The sequence below is a fragment of the Aldersonia kunmingensis genome (genome assembly GCF_001646865.1).
GTDB classification, from domain to species: Bacteria; Actinomycetota; Actinomycetes; order Mycobacteriales; family Mycobacteriaceae; genus Aldersonia; species Aldersonia kunmingensis.
Map to the genome: position 1 here is coordinate 1 of NZ_LRRB01000209.1, position 14883 is coordinate 14883.

The 14883-nt window shown below is 65.9% G+C and carries 15 protein-coding genes; 11 read left to right on the forward strand and 4 right to left on the reverse strand.

All coding sequences use genetic code 11. The features are described from left to right. The 4 genes from A8G08_RS16505 to A8G08_RS16520 form a co-directional block, all read left to right on the forward strand. Positions 1 to 865, forward strand: an 865-nt coding sequence (locus A8G08_RS16505; RefSeq protein ID WP_157108618.1) for a glycoside hydrolase family 183 protein, incomplete at its 5' end; no start/stop codon positions are given. A gap of 326 nt (positions 866 to 1191) precedes the next feature. Further along, a complete protein-coding gene (locus A8G08_RS16510; RefSeq protein ID WP_068276308.1) occupies positions 1192 to 2385 on the forward strand; it encodes an AAA family ATPase in 1194 nt (397 codons plus the stop codon). 49 nt (positions 2386 to 2434) lie between these two features. Next, a complete protein-coding gene (locus A8G08_RS16515) occupies positions 2435 to 3685 on the forward strand; it encodes an alpha/beta fold hydrolase (RefSeq protein WP_068276312.1) in 1251 nt (416 codons plus the stop codon). Between the two features lie 67 nt (positions 3686 to 3752). Next, complete coding sequence (locus A8G08_RS16520) at positions 3753 to 5702, forward strand: acyl-CoA dehydrogenase family protein (protein WP_068276315.1); 1950 nt, start codon at positions 3753 to 3755, stop codon at positions 5700 to 5702. A 66-nt stretch (positions 5703 to 5768) separates the two neighbouring features. On the opposite strand, the gene A8G08_RS16525 is transcribed toward A8G08_RS16520, so the two are convergent. After that, positions 5769 to 7127: a cryptochrome/photolyase family protein gene (locus tag A8G08_RS16525; RefSeq protein ID WP_068276341.1), complete on the reverse strand. Its 1359-nt coding sequence runs from the start codon at positions 7125 to 7127 to the stop codon at positions 5769 to 5771. Positions 7128 to 7278: 151 nt separating this feature from the next. Between A8G08_RS16525 and A8G08_RS16530 the strand changes: the two genes are divergently transcribed. After that, positions 7279 to 8253, forward strand: a complete 975-nt coding sequence (locus A8G08_RS16530; RefSeq protein WP_342669665.1) for an alpha/beta fold hydrolase — start codon at positions 7279 to 7281, stop codon at positions 8251 to 8253. 6 nt (positions 8254 to 8259) lie between these two features. Here A8G08_RS16530 and A8G08_RS16535 read toward each other — a convergent pair whose 3' ends face one another. From A8G08_RS16535 to A8G08_RS16545, 3 genes are read right to left on the reverse strand one after another with little or no spacing between them, the layout of a single operon-like run. Further along, a complete protein-coding gene (locus tag A8G08_RS16535; RefSeq protein ID WP_068276318.1) occupies positions 8260 to 9810 on the reverse strand; it encodes a radical SAM protein in 1551 nt (516 codons plus the stop codon). Continuing rightward, positions 9807 to 10166, reverse strand: coding sequence for a hypothetical protein (locus A8G08_RS16540; protein WP_245672856.1), 360 nt, complete (start codon positions 10164 to 10166; stop codon positions 9807 to 9809). The genes A8G08_RS16535 and A8G08_RS16540 overlap by 4 nt, the downstream gene beginning before the upstream one ends. After that, positions 10163 to 10948 (reverse strand): prolipoprotein diacylglyceryl transferase, encoded by a 786-nt coding sequence (locus tag A8G08_RS16545; RefSeq protein WP_068276321.1) that lies wholly within the window; start codon positions 10946 to 10948, stop codon positions 10163 to 10165. The genes A8G08_RS16540 and A8G08_RS16545 overlap by 4 nt, the downstream gene beginning before the upstream one ends. A gap of 58 nt (positions 10949 to 11006) precedes the next feature. On the opposite strand from A8G08_RS16545, the gene A8G08_RS16550 reads away from it, so the two are divergent. The 6 genes from A8G08_RS16550 to A8G08_RS27220 form a co-directional block, all read left to right on the forward strand. Next, positions 11007 to 12137, forward strand: coding sequence for a Gfo/Idh/MocA family protein (locus tag A8G08_RS16550; protein WP_068276324.1), 1131 nt, complete (start codon positions 11007 to 11009; stop codon positions 12135 to 12137). A gap of 7 nt (positions 12138 to 12144) precedes the next feature. Further along, the gene (locus A8G08_RS16555; RefSeq protein ID WP_068276328.1) at positions 12145 to 13176 is read left to right on the forward strand and encodes a M4 family metallopeptidase; all 1032 of its coding nucleotides are present in this window, start codon (positions 12145 to 12147) and stop codon (positions 13174 to 13176) included. A gap of 9 nt (positions 13177 to 13185) precedes the next feature. Further along, positions 13186 to 13464, forward strand: a complete 279-nt coding sequence (locus A8G08_RS16560) for a protealysin inhibitor emfourin (RefSeq protein ID WP_068276332.1) — start codon at positions 13186 to 13188, stop codon at positions 13462 to 13464. Positions 13465 to 13557: 93 nt separating this feature from the next. Next, positions 13558 to 13845, forward strand: a complete 288-nt coding sequence (locus A8G08_RS16565; protein ID WP_068276335.1) for a hypothetical protein — start codon at positions 13558 to 13560, stop codon at positions 13843 to 13845. After that, positions 13842 to 14669 carry a hypothetical protein gene (locus tag A8G08_RS16570; RefSeq protein ID WP_068276339.1) on the forward strand — a complete coding sequence of 276 codons (828 nt, stop codon included), beginning with the start codon at positions 13842 to 13844 and terminating at the stop codon, positions 14667 to 14669. Before A8G08_RS16565 ends, A8G08_RS16570 begins: the two co-directional genes overlap by 4 nt. 75 nt (positions 14670 to 14744) lie before the next feature. Further along, the coding region (locus A8G08_RS27220; RefSeq protein WP_157108619.1) for an FAD-binding protein at positions 14745 to 14883 on the forward strand (139 nt) is incomplete at its 3' end.

Below are 14883 nucleotides of genomic sequence, written 5' to 3' on the forward strand. Positions count from 1 at the left end.
AGGCGAGATCGCCTCGGCATTCGGCGACACGGTGGGCCGCGGCTTCCATCCGCCCGGCGGGTTCGGTGAGGACTGGCGTAGCAACGTGCTCGCGTTCAGTACCGACACCAACCTTTCCGACGGCATGATCTTCGACCGCATGGTGCAGGACACCCGTTGTCACGCAGCCGAATTGCTAAGCAGCCGCAAGATCGACAACGTCGAGATCACCGTGATCCCGACATCCGGTTTCGCGCTCGGCGGCCGGCAGTACATGAGCTACATGTCGATGCGTACCTGGAACAGCGTCCCGGGCACGAACTTCACCAACTACGGCGGCATCGCGTACTCCGACGACCACGGCGAAACGTGGACGAAGGATCCGTATGCCAAGTGGGACAACATCTTCGGGCTGACGAACTTCCAGGTCACCTCGATGGTGCCGCACGGTGATTACGTCTACATGTTCGGCACGCCGAATACCCGACTCGGTGACGTCGGGCTGGCCCGAGTGCCGAAGGATCAGGTGCTGAACACCACTGCGTATCAGTACTGGCAGAACGGCGCATGGACGCCGGTGGGCGGATACACCGCGGCCACCCCCATCGTGCGGGGGCCGGCCGGCGAACTGTCCGTGCGCTACGACGTCCAGCGCGACGCCTGGCAGATGTCGTACCTGGACACCGCGAAGGGCGCGATCGTGTTGCGGGAGGCCAAGTCTCCGCAGGGTGCCTGGACCGAGGGTGTGCCCACGACGACGATCGCGACCTTCCCGTTCCTCTACGGCGGGTTCATCCATCCGTGGTCCAAGGGCAACGAGCTCTACTACACGATCAGCACGTGGTCGGACTACAACGTCTATCTGATGCGGGCGGAGCTGAACTAGGCCCGGTACGTAGCCGCTTCGCGGGTGCAAATTGTGTTCCTGGGTGCGAAATTTCACCCCCGGCAACAAGGTTTGCACTCGGGAAGCTCGGCCGGCCGCGGTCCGTAGCGGGATCTAGCGCTATCTAGTGCTCCAGCGAGATTGCCGAATATCGTCATCGCAAAGTCGCGATCCCGTCCATTCGGATATCTAGTGCAATCTAAAGTGTGCACAATATTCACGAATACTCTCGATACACCGAGTTCGATTGCAGTTGCTAGACATCTCTAGGACACGCCCTAGATGTTCCCAGAATTGGCTATCCCCGCTTGCTACCGTCTGCGCGCATGGACCCCGTGCGCAATCCGTACGCCCCCGGTGCAGGCCAGCGTCCGCCCGAGCTGGCCGGCCGGACCAAGCAGCTCGACGCCTTCGATGTGGTGCTGGAACGGATCGCACGCGGCCGACCGGAGCGCAGCGTCGTCCTCACCGGATTGCGTGGGGTCGGAAAGACGGTGCTGCTCAACCAGCTTCGATCCACCGCGCAAACCCGCGGCTGGGGAACGGGGAAAATCGAGGCCCGCCCCGAGCAGGACCTGCGGCGTCCGCTCTCCTCCGCGCTGCATATGGCGGTGCGCGGGATCGCCTCGGCGCATCGAAACCCCGAAATGGTGGACGACTTCCTGGGCATCCTCAAGGCATTCGCATTGCGCGCGACGGCAGACAAGGGCATGCGGGAACGGTGGCAGCCCGGGATCGATGTCCCGGCGGTAACCGGACGTGCGGATTCCGGTGATATCGAGATCGATCTCGTCGAATTGCTGCTCGAGGCAGCGGGATTGGCGCGTGACATCGGCGTCGGCATTGCAATCTTCATCGACGAAATGCAGGACATCGGCCCGGCCGACGTCTCCGCGATCTGCGGCGCCTGCCACGAGCTGAGTCAGGATGCCGCGCCGTTGATCGTTGTCGGCGCCGGTCTGCCACACCTGCCCGCGGTGCTGTCGGCCTCGAAGAGTTATTCCGAACGCCTGTTCAGCTACCACCGGATCGATCGGCTCGAACGCGCCGCCGCGGACCATGCGCTGATTGCCCCGGCCGAGCGCGAGGACGTCAAGTTCACCGACGATGCGCTCGACGTGCTCTACCAAATGGCCGACGGCTACCCGTATTTCGTGCAGGCCTATGGCAAGGCGACCTGGGATCACGCTGCCGATAGCCCGATCACAGCCGAGGACGTTCGGGTCGCTGCGCCCGCGGCCGAAGAGGAACTCGCGGTTGGCTTCTTCGGCTCGCGCTACGAGCGCGCCACGCCCGCCGAGCGGGAGTACATGCGTGCGATGGCGGATCTGTCCGGCGACGATGGACCAGTGGCGACGGCCGCGGTGGCTCGCGAACTCGGCCGCAAACCGGCGTCGCTTTCGCCGGCGCGGGACGGGCTCATCAAGAAGGGGCTGATCTACTCGGCCGAACGCGGCACGATCGGCTTCACCGTGCCGCACTTCGGCCGGTATCTGCGCGGCGTCGCCGACGTCGAGTAGCAGGTCTAATGCCCAGCGGATTTGAGTGCACAGTCGTACACTCAAATCCGTGACCGATGTCGCCCCGCGCACGCGATCCGAAACCAGCGCGCTGACCGCGCTCGCGCTCGCCGAGCTCGGCGGTGCCGTCGGTGGCATCGGCAACATCCATCGCGCGGTGTCCGACAGGATCTTCGCAGGGGTGCGGCGCGGCATCGGTGATTCCGCCACGCCCGTTCAGCTTGCCCACGACGGGATCTCGGGCGCGATCTATGCGCTGGTCGCCGGGTCGGCGAAGGCCACCGGCGCCGCCGCGGGCCATCTGCTCGATCTCGGCTATGAGGAGCGGGTGCGCCCATCGGAGTCCCCGCGCGGCACGGCGCTCCTCGGCATCCTGCAGGGCCTGCGCGGCGACGCACTCGAGGTCGAACGCTCACCGTTGGCAACGCCGATGTCGATTCGAGTGAACGGTCGTCCGATCGCACCAACTGCGACCGACCTCTCGGACGCTTATCCGCACGCAAGCGGGACGATTGTGGTGTTCCTGCACGGACTGTGCGAGACCGAGCGGGCCTGGCGGCTCGGCGGTCGCCCGACCTACGGTGAGCGGCTCGCACACGACCTCGGCGTTACGCCGGTCGAGATCCGCTTCAACACCGGCAGGCATATCTCGGCGAACGGCGAGACGCTCTCGCAACTGCTTGCGGCGCTTATCGCCACCTGGCCGGTCGAGGTGGAACGGCTTGCGCTGGTTGGACATTCGATGGGCGGGCTGGTTGCTCGGTCGGCCTGTCATCGCGCGGATGCGGCCGGCGAGTACTGGGTGCGCCGCGTCCATCAGATCGTCTGCCTCGGCTCGCCGCACTACGGCGCGCCGCTCGAGCGGATCGTCCACTACGCCGGTGCGGCGCTGAATCTGCTGCCCGAATCGCGTCCGATCGGGCGGCTATTGCGCCGTCGCAGTGCCGGTATCCGCGACCTGCGGGGCGGCTCGCTCGTCGACGAGGACTGGCACGACCGTGACCCGGAGGCACTGTTTACCGCGGCATGCCGGGAGGTCCCACTCCTCGACGGCGTGATGCACTGCTTCGTCTCGGCGGGCATCGTCGCATCGGAGCGCAATCCGCTCGGTGCAATGCTCGGCGACGGCCTCGTGCTGGTTCCCAGCGCGTCCGGGCGCAGCGGGAGCAGGCGGATCGGGTTCCGCGACGAGGACGGCGCGCACCTGCCATCGGCCAACCACTTCACTTTGCTCAATCACGACGCCGTGTACGGCTACCTGCGGGAATGGCTTTCGGGGCCGACGATTCTGCGGAAATGACCCGATAAGTTACTGGCGAGTCATAATGGGGGTAGACGAACCCGAGCCCACTCTGAGGAGCGTCCCCATGACCACAACGGCAAAGGTCGAGGCGACAGAAGAACAGTCCCGCGCACTCGTCGAAGAATCCCGGGAATCCGAGTGGATCAAGCCCTCCTTCGCGAAGGAATTGTTCCTGGGCAGGTTCCGGCTCGACCTGGTGCATCCCTATCCGCGGCCAAAACCCGAGGAGGTCGCGGAGGCCGACGAGTTCCTCGCAAGGCTCACCGAGTTCTGCAAGGGCGTCGACGGTTCGGTCATCGAACGTGATTCGAAGATCCCCGATGAAGTCATTCGTGGCTTCGCCGAGCTCGGTTGCTTCGGGCTCAAGATCCCCCCGGAGTACGGCGGCTTGGGGCTGTCCCAGGTTGCCTACAACCGTGCTCTGATGATCGTCGGTTCGACGCATCCGAGCCTCGGTGCGCTGTTTTCCGCACATCAATCGATCGGTGTCCCCGAACCGCTCAAACTTGCCGGCACGCCGGAGCAGAAGCAGGAGTACCTGCGGCGCTGCGCGAGGGGTGCGATCAGCGCCTTCCTGCTCACCGAGCCCGATGTCGGTTCCGACCCGGCCCGCATGGCGAGCCTTGCGACCCCGATCGAGGACGGCGCCGCATACGAACTCGACGGCGTGAAGTTGTGGACGACGAACGGCGTTATCGCCGAGCTGCTCGTGGTGATGGCACGTGTGCCCAAGAGCGACGGCCACCGCGGGGGTATCTCCGCCTTCGTGGTCGAGGCCGATTCGCCGGGCATCACCGTCGAACGGCGCAACGCCTTCATGGGTTTGCACGGCATCGAGAACGGTGTCACGCGCATGCACAAGGTGCGGGTGCCGCGCGAGAACCTCATCGGGCGCGAGGGTGATGGCCTCAAAATCGCGCTAACCACGCTGAACGCGGGTCGCCTCGCAATTCCGGCGCTGTGTACGGCGGCGGGAAAGTGGAGCCTGAAGATCGCGCGCGAATGGTCGGGTGCGCGGGTGCAGTGGGGCCGGCCCGTCGGCGAGCACGGGGCCGTCGCGGAGAAGCTGTCCTTCCTCGCTGCGACCACATACGCGCTCGAGGCGGTGCTCGATCTGTCGGGTCAGATGGCCGACGAGGGACGCAACGACATCCGGATCGAGGCCGCGCTCGCGAAGCTGTGGGCCAGCGAGATGGGCTGCAAGATCGCCGACGAGCTGATTCAGATCCGCGGTGGCCGCGGGTACGAGACGGCCGAGTCGCTTCGGGCGCGCGGCGAACGTGCGGTGCCGGCCGAGGAGCAGTTGCGTGACCTGCGGATCAATCGGATCTTCGAGGGCTCGAGCGAGATCATGCGGCTGCTGGTGGCTCGCGAGGCATCCGATGCCCACGTCACCGCGGCAGGTGAGTTGATCAACCCGAAAGCCGATACGGCCACCAAGGCCAAGGCAGCGCTCGGCGCGGGCGGGTTCTATGCGAAATGGCTCCCGCAACTTGTCGCGGGCAAGGGTCAGGTGCCGAACTCTTACGCCGAATTCGGTTCACTTGCAACGCATTTGCGTTACGTCGAGCGCAAGTCGCGCAAGCTCGCGCGCTCGATGCTGTACGGCATGGCTCGCTGGCAGGCGAAACTCGAGCATCGCCAGGGCTTCCTGGGCCGGATCGTCGATATCGGCGCCGAGTTGTTCGCGATGGCGGCCGTCTGTGTACGCGCCGACATGCAGCGCAGCGAGAGCGAGCACGAGGGCGCGGCTGCGGTGGACCTGGCCGAAGCGTTCTGCCAGCAGGCCCGTCTGCGGGTCGACGCGCTCTTCGATGCACTGTGGGAGAACACCGACGACGTGGACACCCACATTGCCCACGACGTGCTGGCCGGGCGTCACACCTGGCTCGAGGCCGGCGTGATCGATCAGAGCGAGGGCACCGGGCCGTGGATCGCCGACTGGCAAAGTGGCGCGTCGACCGAAAAGAACCTGCACCGCCCGGTCATACCGAATACCCGAACCTCGGTGTGAGCCGGACGCTATGGCTGTCTAGCGAAATCTAGCTACAGCAGTAGAAAGCAATAGAAAGCCTTCACATCAGCTGAGCGCTGCGTAGCGCTGCAGTGCGACCTCGCGCTCGTGGCGGTGATCGACGATTGGTGCCGGGTAACCCTCGGGTGGCCCGTCCGGCAGGGAGTGGACCTTCTTGCCCGGAACGTCCCGCAACTCGGGCACCCATTGCCGCACGTAGTCGCCGGAGGGATCGAACTTCTCGCCCTGCGTGGTCGGGTTGAACACCCGGAAGTACGGCGCTGCGTCGGTGCCACACCCGGCGGTCCACTGCCAGCCGTGCTGGTTTGAGGCGAGATCGCCGTCGACCAGGTGCTGCATAAAGTGCCTTGCGCCGCGCCACCAGGGCAGGTGAAGGTCCTTGGTGAGAAACGACGCCGTGATCATGCGAACCCGGTTGTGCATCCATCCGACCGCGAGGAGTTGCCGCATCCCGGCGTCCACGATCGGGAACCCGGTGGTGCCGGAACACCAAGCGTAGAAATGGTTTTCGGCTTCCTTGCCCGAGTCGTATTCGATGGCGTCGAACTTGCTGTTGTAGTTCTCGCGCGCGGTGTGCGGATTGTGGTGCAGCACATCGGCGTAGAACTCCCGCCAAGCGAACTCGTCGCGCAGCGAGGTGGGGCCCTTCCCGCTGTGTCCGGACAGGTCGTGCAGCAGCGTGCGGGGATGAATGCAGCCGAACTTCAGGTACGGCGACATCCGGGTGGTTCCATCCCGGTCCGGTCGGTCCCGGTCGGTCGCGTAATCGTTCAGGTGCGCGTCGCGAAACTCCCGCCAGCGCTTGCGTGCGGCGGCCTCGCCAGCCTTGGGCAGTCGCACGTCGCCGAGGTCGTCGTCGGCCGGGATAGCCACGCGCCGACGATAGCTTTCGGGATCGATCCAATCGACGGTGTTCGCGCTCGTCCGGGCGGGCGCAGGCCAACCGTGCGCTGCCCAGGCGCGGCGGAACGGGGTGAACACGCGATAAGGCGTGTCATCGGCCTTGCGCACCCGGCCGGGTGACACGGCGTAGGGCGAGCCGGTGGCGACGAGTTCGGCGTCGTCGCCCAGCGCGTCCGCGACCGCCGCATCGCGGCGTGTGCCGTACGGCGCGAAATCGGCGCTGACGTGCACCTTCGTGGCCTCGTATCGGCGCGCAACGAGCGGCACCACTTCGGCCGGGTCGCCGTGCACGACGAGGAGTCGCCCGCCCAGCCGGTCGTCCAGCTCGCGCAGGCAGCCGAGCAGGAAGTTCCGCCGCGGTGGGCCCGAGGTGGCGAGCAGTCGGTCGTCGAGAACGAACAACGCCACCGATTGCTCACTCGATCCTGCCGCGCTGACCAGCGTCGGCAGATCGGACAGCCGCAGATCCCTGCGGAACCAGATGACCGATGCGTGGTCCATTACCTCGAGCTTGCCCACGCCGGCGCGTTCCGGCAACCCGCCGGTTATCGGTTGCATCGTTTGTGCGTCGAGACCGTAACGAATCGGATCGGCCGTAACGAGGTGCCAGCCGTGTTCCGACAACCGAGAAGAGACCCGAACGGAGCGCGCCATGGTCAATGTCGACGATGTCGCACCGGCCGACGACCCGGTGGTCGTGCCGCCGCTGCCGCTGCCGCGACGCAGCATGGTGGTGGCCGATGACGGTGTGCCGATCGCTGTGCGCGAATACGGCCCGGCCGGCGCCCAGCTCACGGTTGTCTTCCTGCACGGGCACTGCCTGCACGCCGAGTCCTGGGTCTATCTGTGCCAGCACTTGGCACCGCAGTGGGGCGAGGACGTTCGGATCATCAGCTACGACCACCGCGGCCATGGCTCGTCCGGCTTGGCCACGCAGGACAGCTGCACGCTCGAGCAACTCGGCGACGACCTCGACGCGGTACTGCGCACGGTCGCGCCCGCCGGACCGGTGGTGTTGATCGGACATTCGATGGGCGCGATGGCCGCGCTCGCCTACCTGCGCTTGCGCCCCGAGGCGATCGGAACTCGAGTAGTTGGAATCGGGTTGATCGCCACCGCCGCGACCGGGCTCACGACACTCGGGCTCGGTCGCTACCTTCACCGCCCGACCATCTCGCTGCTGCAGGGCGCCGTGCGCCATGCGCCGCGCACGATGGAAGTGACCAAACGCCTCGGTGGTCGGCTGTGCGGGCGAATCGCGCGCGTAGCGTCGTTCGGTCGCGGGCCCGCGAACCCAAACATGGTCGCGCTCGCCGCGGCGATGCTGAACGACACGTCGATCGTGACCATGGCAGCCTTCCTCGGCTCATTCATCGATCTCGATGAATCCGACACCCTGCGGTTGCTCACCGATGTCCCGGTTCTGGTGCTCGTCGGATCCGCGGATTTGCTTACCCCACCGGAACATTCGCGGAGCATCGCAACCAGGTTGCCGCACGCCGAGTTCGTGTGCGTCGAAGGTGCAGGGCACAGCGTCATCCTGGAGGATCCGGCCGGCGTGGCCGCGGCGGTTGTGCAGCTGGTCAATCGTGCCCGCTACCGGCGTTCGCTGATCAACGCGAGCTGACCCGCATCACTTCAGGAGCGGCAACTCCGCTCGTGCGGTCGCGGAAAGCCGTTGATCGCTCAACGCCGGCCATGCCTGCACGGCGCAGAACGGCGCGCACTGGTCGGCACCGTTACGGGTGCCGACATGCACGCAGCATTGCGTGAGGCGTTCCTCGATCATGGTGTTCATGTCCATGAACGGCTTGATCGTGATGCGAATTATCCTCTCGCCAAGCATCTTCCGCAGCCGACGGCGTCGACCGGGTAGCGAGGCGGATGCCATCGCGAGAAGTGTCGGCATACCGAGGTCGCAGTTCTCCCCGATGCGGCGCCAGATCTCGCCGATCTCGGGGTGCGAGAGGGATGACTGTTCGGACAGCAATCCAAGCAGCGATTCCTGTACGGCGAGGCGTAGTTCGCGGGGTATTTCGTCGTCGGCGATGCGGTTCGCGACCAGGCCGAGATTCTGCTTGAGGCGGTCATGCCCGATCAGACCGACGAGCGACCGCCATTGGCCGGCGTCGTCGCGAATGAGGTACCCCACCGAGCAGCAGTGCGGGTGCGAACATGGCAATGCGGTGAGGTCCTGCCAGGTGACCAATCCATCGGTTTGTGGCCCGAGGCGGGCGAGCACGCCGGTGTGGGTGAGCCGCTCGGTTGGGTCGATCGGATCGGAACGGCCCGAACTGAACTGCGGCTGAAGCGAAATGCCGCTGACATACGGGGTCTCGAGCGCGACTTTGATCACCGAACCGATCTCATCGTCGTTCACGCCGAGGGCGGCGGTCATGACGAGCGTGGTGAAGATGCCGCGCGCGGATAGTCGGGCAACCGCGGTGTCTTTGTGCCTGCGTAAATCGGCACCGCGGTGGTGCCGGGATGTCTCTGCGGTGACGCCGTCGTACTGCAGGTACACCTCCACCCGTTCGCGATGGCGGGCAACCAGGTCGAGCAGGGCATCGTCGCGAGCGATCAGTAATCCATTGGTGTTCAACAGGATTCGCGTGATCGGTCGCGCGACGAGCTCATCCAGCAAATGTGGCAGCTGCGGATGGAGAGTGGGCTCGCCCCCGCTGAGCATCAGCACATCGAGTTTGCCGCGCTCGCGGGCGAGCCGTTGATCGACGTTGGCGAGCACCTCGTCCACCGGAACGACACCGCGCAACTCCGGCGATGAGTCGGTGAAACAGGTGGGACAGCGCAGATTACAGGTTTCGGCGATGTCGGTCAGCAGAATGCAGGTGTGCTGGGTTTGCATCTCGGGGAGCCCGCGCAGGTAGGCGGACGGGATCGGGTCGAAATTGCCGGCGTGGTCCGGGGTATGGGTCTTTGTCGGCGCTGTCCACTCCTCGAGGTAGGCAAGGATCTCGGGGTCTTCGTCATAGAGCGAAATCACCAGACCGTGTGTGGCACAGCCGCGTTCGAGCCACACCCGGCCGTCGCGTTCGACGAGTCGGCCGGACAACCGGTGCACCTGTGTCAGCGGGCGACGTGGATCTGCGATGTGGCACTGCGGGCAGAACGCGTTGACGTAACGCAGGACCCGATCGCCGCGCAGTGGCATACCGCCAGTCATGAGTACAACGCCGGATTGACTCCAGTGCAGAAGCCTGCCGTAACCACGGTCATCAGCGCCCATCCGATCATCAATCCGAGGCCAAGGCCCTTCGCCCACGGCCGGCGCAGGAGGACCAGGCTAATGCCGCCGCCGAAGGCGAACAGGGCAAGGCCTGCTGCGCCGACGATCAGCCAGCCGGTGGAACCGTCAATACTCAGGAGCAGCACCACGAATGTGACTGCGAGGTTGGCTGCGATAAACAGCCCGATACCCGCGAACGCCAACCCGACCACCTGCCCGGTCGAACTCGGTTGTTTCCCCGGTTCCCAGCCGGGCGGTCCGGGCGGGTAGGGCGGATACGGGGGTGTCGTCATGCCGGTGTCGCCTCCCTGCGCAGCACGGTGTCGTAGTAGCCGGCGTGGTAACCCTTCGACAGCCGCCAGGCAACCAACACCAACCCTGGTAGCAGGAACCATTGCGGCCTCGTCAGATCCAGCCAGACCGTCTCGTTGGCCCGGGTGAACTCGACGAAGAATCGGAACACGGCGTACGCGGCGACATAGAGCGTGAACAGTTCGCCGGGGCGGGTGACCCGGGAACGCAGCCACAGCAGGGCGGCGAACGCGGCGAGTTGGAAAACGATCTCGTAGAGGAACGAGGGATGCATTGCCGATCCGGCGAGGCAGCCCGCGCACTCCGGCGTGTCCGCGGGTGCATGCACTCCCCACGGCAGGCTGGTCGGCCGACCCGGCGCTTCGGTGAGCAGGCACCCGACCCGGCCGATGGCCATGCCGAGCGCGACGGCCGGGGCGAACAGGTCCCCGGTCTTTCCGGTGTAGCCGATGAGCCGTTTGGCGAGCAACACGCCAAGGTATGCCCCCAGCAGCCCGCCCAAAATGCTGCGGGCGCCGAATGCCCATGCCTCGACCACGCTCGGGTTCTGCACCGGATTCAGATGCTCGACCCAACCGGAGAGCCGCATGCCGACCGCGCCGCCGACGAGTGCGCCCGTCACGGCGACGAGGGACTGCTGGGCAGGAGCATCGCGCCGGCGGGCCTCGAGATAGAAGACGACGGCCGCTGCCGCGACCCCGAGCCCGACAAATACCCCGTGTACGTCGATGCCGAGAGCGCTCAGCCCGCCCGCCGAGTCCATCGCCCAACCATAGCGACGCACCCGTTCATCGGCCTGTTTTGGAGTAGGTTTGGCGCACATGAGCGCCTCGTCGTCGCGGCTGCGCGTGGCCATCATCGGCACCGGCATGATCGCCGAACTGCACCGGCGCGGGGCGGTACTCGCGGGGGCGGAACTCGTCGGAGTGTTGGGGTCGAGCCCGCAACGATCGCGGGAATTCGCCGAACAGTGGAATGTCGCGGCGTTCGATGACCTCGCCGCGCTTCTCGACTCCGGCGTCGACGTCGTGCACATCGCCACACCCAACGCCACCCACGCTCCGTACGCGCACGCGGTGATCGCGGCGGGGCGTCATGTGATCTGCGAAAAGCCGCTCGGTATGGATGTGGACGAAGCAGAGGCCCTCGATGCCGCTGCGGGAAGCGCCGGAGTCGTGGCGACGGTGCCGTTCGTTTATCGCTTCCATCCGATCGTTCGGGAAATCAAGGCGCGCCGCGAGTCCGGCGAACTCGGATCGCTGCTCCTGCTGCACGGGTGCTACCTGCAGGACTGGATGCTCGCCCCCGCCGTGTCCGGGTGGCGCGTGGACCCCGAGCAGGGCGGAGTATCGCGAGCCTTCGCCGATATCGGCTCGCACTGGTGCGATCTCGCCGAGTTCGTCAGCGGCGAGCGCTTCACCGAGCTCACCGCGCAGACGCATATCGCTTACCCCGAGCGCCCACTGGTCGGTGGTGAATCCTTCACGGCGGCAAGTGATGTCACTGGGGAGATGGTGTCGGTGAGCACCGAGGACAGCGCGGTCGTGCTGTTGCGGACAGCGAATGGTGTGCTTGCCACGTGCACGGTGTCGCAGGTAGCGGCGGGCCGAAAGAACCGGCTGTGGCTCGAACTCGACGGCAGCGGCGGCAGCGCGGTTTTCGATCAGGAGAACCCGGAGTCGGCGTGGATCGGCGGCGACGCGGACAGTCGTGTGGTGGTGCGCAGTCCGGCGGTGGGTGCCGCGGAACAGCGTCGGCTGTCGAAACTGCCTGCGGGACATGGCCAGGGCTACAGCTACTGCTTCGAGGCCTTCGTCGCTGACACCTACGCGGCCATCGCGGGCGAGGATCCCGACGGGCTGCCGCGCTTCGCCGACGGCGTTCGCGCGGCGCGGTTTGTCGACGCCGTGCTTCGGTCGGCGGCCTCGCGCGCATGGGAACCGATCGGCTGACCCCGCCGTGTTCCACGCCTTCGTTCCGCCCTATGTACTCGAGCGGGTCGCGATCGCCGAGCATCCGCGGCTGCGGCATGCGCCGGCGATCGCGGTAACGACGCTGCGGCATGACGCCACGCTTCGGGCGACTGCGCGCCGGACCACCCCACCTCCCGCAGTACCGGGGGCGCCAACGCCCAACCGGACCATCAGCGATGCACAGAACAGGGACGAATTGCCCGGAATGGTCGTCCGCAGCGAGGGGCAACCGCCGACCGGCGCGCCGCCGGTCGATGAGGCCTACGACGGATTCGGTGCCACGCACGCGCTCTTCGCGCAGGCGTACGGCTGGGATTCGCTCGACGGTGCCGGTGCGCCGCTGAACGGCTCGGTGCACTTCCGGCGCAAGTACGACAACGCGTTCTGGGATGGCACCCGCATGGTGTTCGGCGACGGGGACGGTGAGGTTTTCCGCGGCTTCACCGGGTCGCTGAGTGTGATCGGGCATGAGCTCACGCACGGCATCACCTCGCACACAGTGGATTTGGTGTACCGCGGCCCGTCCGGCGCGCTCAACGAGTCGATCTCCGACGTGTTCGGCGCACTGGTCGAGCAGTTTCACCTCGGCCAGCACGCCGAGGAGGCGTCGTGGTTGATCGGGGCCGAGGTGTTCACCGAGGAGGTTCAGGGCATTGCGATGCGATCCCTGCTCGCGCCTGGCACCGCCTACGACGACGACGTGCTCGGTCGCGATCCACAGCCCGCGCATATGCGCGACTACGTGCACGCCGACTACGACAACGGCGGCGTGCACATCAACTCCGGGATTCCGAACCGCGCGTTTGCGACGGCGGCCATCGAACTCGGCGGCCACGCCTGGGAACGGGCAGGCCGGATCTGGTTCGAGACGATCATCAGCGGCGGACTGAGCCGCACCGCCGACTTCGCCGAATTCGCGGCCCGCACGGTTGCCGTCGCCGGCGCACGGTACGGCGACTCGTCCGCCGACGTGCGTGCCGTACGGAGAGGGTGGGCCGCGGTTGGCATCGAGGCGTAGAACGAGAACATGCGCGTAGCCGTGTCCCGCACCGGCGGCGTGGCCGGGATCACCCGCACGTGGTCGGTGCAATTGGACGACCAGCCCGAGGTGGCCGACGAAGTGTGCCGGCTGGTGGACGCGTGTCCATGGGCCGAGGCGTCGCGCGCCGGGCTCGAGGCAGGCGCGGACCGGTTCGTCTACCGCGTCGATGCCGGAGAGTTGACCGCCACTGTCGGAGAACCGCAGGTCAAAGGCCCATGGAGGAGCCTGATCGACCGTGTGATCGATCTTGATGGTGGCATGTGAAGTTCAAGAAAATTCGTTTGCAAAACCACTCTGACGCAGGCGGCAGTTTTATGTAGTGTGCTGTTAGTCACACAGCCCATCGGAGGTGTACCGATGTCTACCACCGAATTCACGGATCTCAGGGATTCGATCGGCCAGCTCAGGCATTGCCTATCGTCGCTGCAATCGAAGTACGGTGACGCGCTTCCGATACGACGCCTCGCCAATGACGTCGAGCGACTCGATATCGACGCCGGTGAACTCGAAGAGTCACCGCCGCCCGTCGTGCCAGCACGCGATCGCGAAGTCGTCTATGTGCCCGATAGTCGCTCCGACGAGGCCGCCTGGATGGGCGCCCAGGACGAAGGGCTTGGCTTCCACTCTCGCGAGCGGACCAAGTGAGCGCGCCCGCACGCACGAATCAGAGCGGGACAGGAACTCAATCACCAAGCCGGGCAAGGATTTCTGCCCGGACTTTGCGCACCGATAGATGGTGGGTCGCGCCGCTGCTGACCGATCTCGGTCTGGCGGTCTTCATCATCTACGCCACGGTGCGGTCCTTCGTGCGCAGTGCCTACTGGGTGGAGCAGTACCACTACCTGACGCCGTTCTACTCGCCGTGCCTCAGCGATTCGTGCGTGCCGGGATCGAGCCACTTCGGCACGCCGTTCCCCGAGCTGCCGATGTGGATTCCACTCGGCTTCGTGGTGCTGCCGTTCCTGCTCGGGTTCCGCATCACGTGCTACTACTACCGGCGCGCCTACTACCGGTCGGTGTGGATGTCACCGCCGGCGTGCGCGGTATCCGAGCCGCACGCGAAGTACACCGGCGAGACGAAGCTGCCGCTGATCGTGCAGAACGTGCACCGCTACTTCTTCTATGCGGCGGTGATCGTTTCGCTGATCAACACCTACGACGCGATCTACGCGTTCCACGGCGAGGACGGTGGGTTCGGCTTCGGGCTGGGCAACATCATCATCGTCGCGAACGTGGTCCTGCTGTGGGCCTACACGATCTCGTGCCACTCGTGCCGGCATGTGACCGGCGGCAGGCTCAAGCACTTCTCCAAACACCCGGTGCGCTACTGGATGTGGACGCAGATTTCGAAGCTGAATACGCGGCACATGCAGTTGGCCTGGATCACGCTCGGAACGCTGATCCTGACCGACTTCTACATCATGCTCGTCGCCAGCGACACCATCTCCGACCTGCGTTTCATCGGCTAGACCCGCACCGTTTGCCCGTCCGCCGAACCGCGCCGACTGCGCGGTCCGGCCGAATACGAGGAGCCTGTCGAATCCATGACGGAAGTGGAACGGCTTGAGTACGACGTTGTCGTGATCGGCGCCGGCGGCGCGGGATTACGCGCTGTCATCGAGGCCCGTGAACGGGGCTACCGCGTAGCGGTGGTGTGCAAGTCGCTGTTCGGCAAGGCGCACA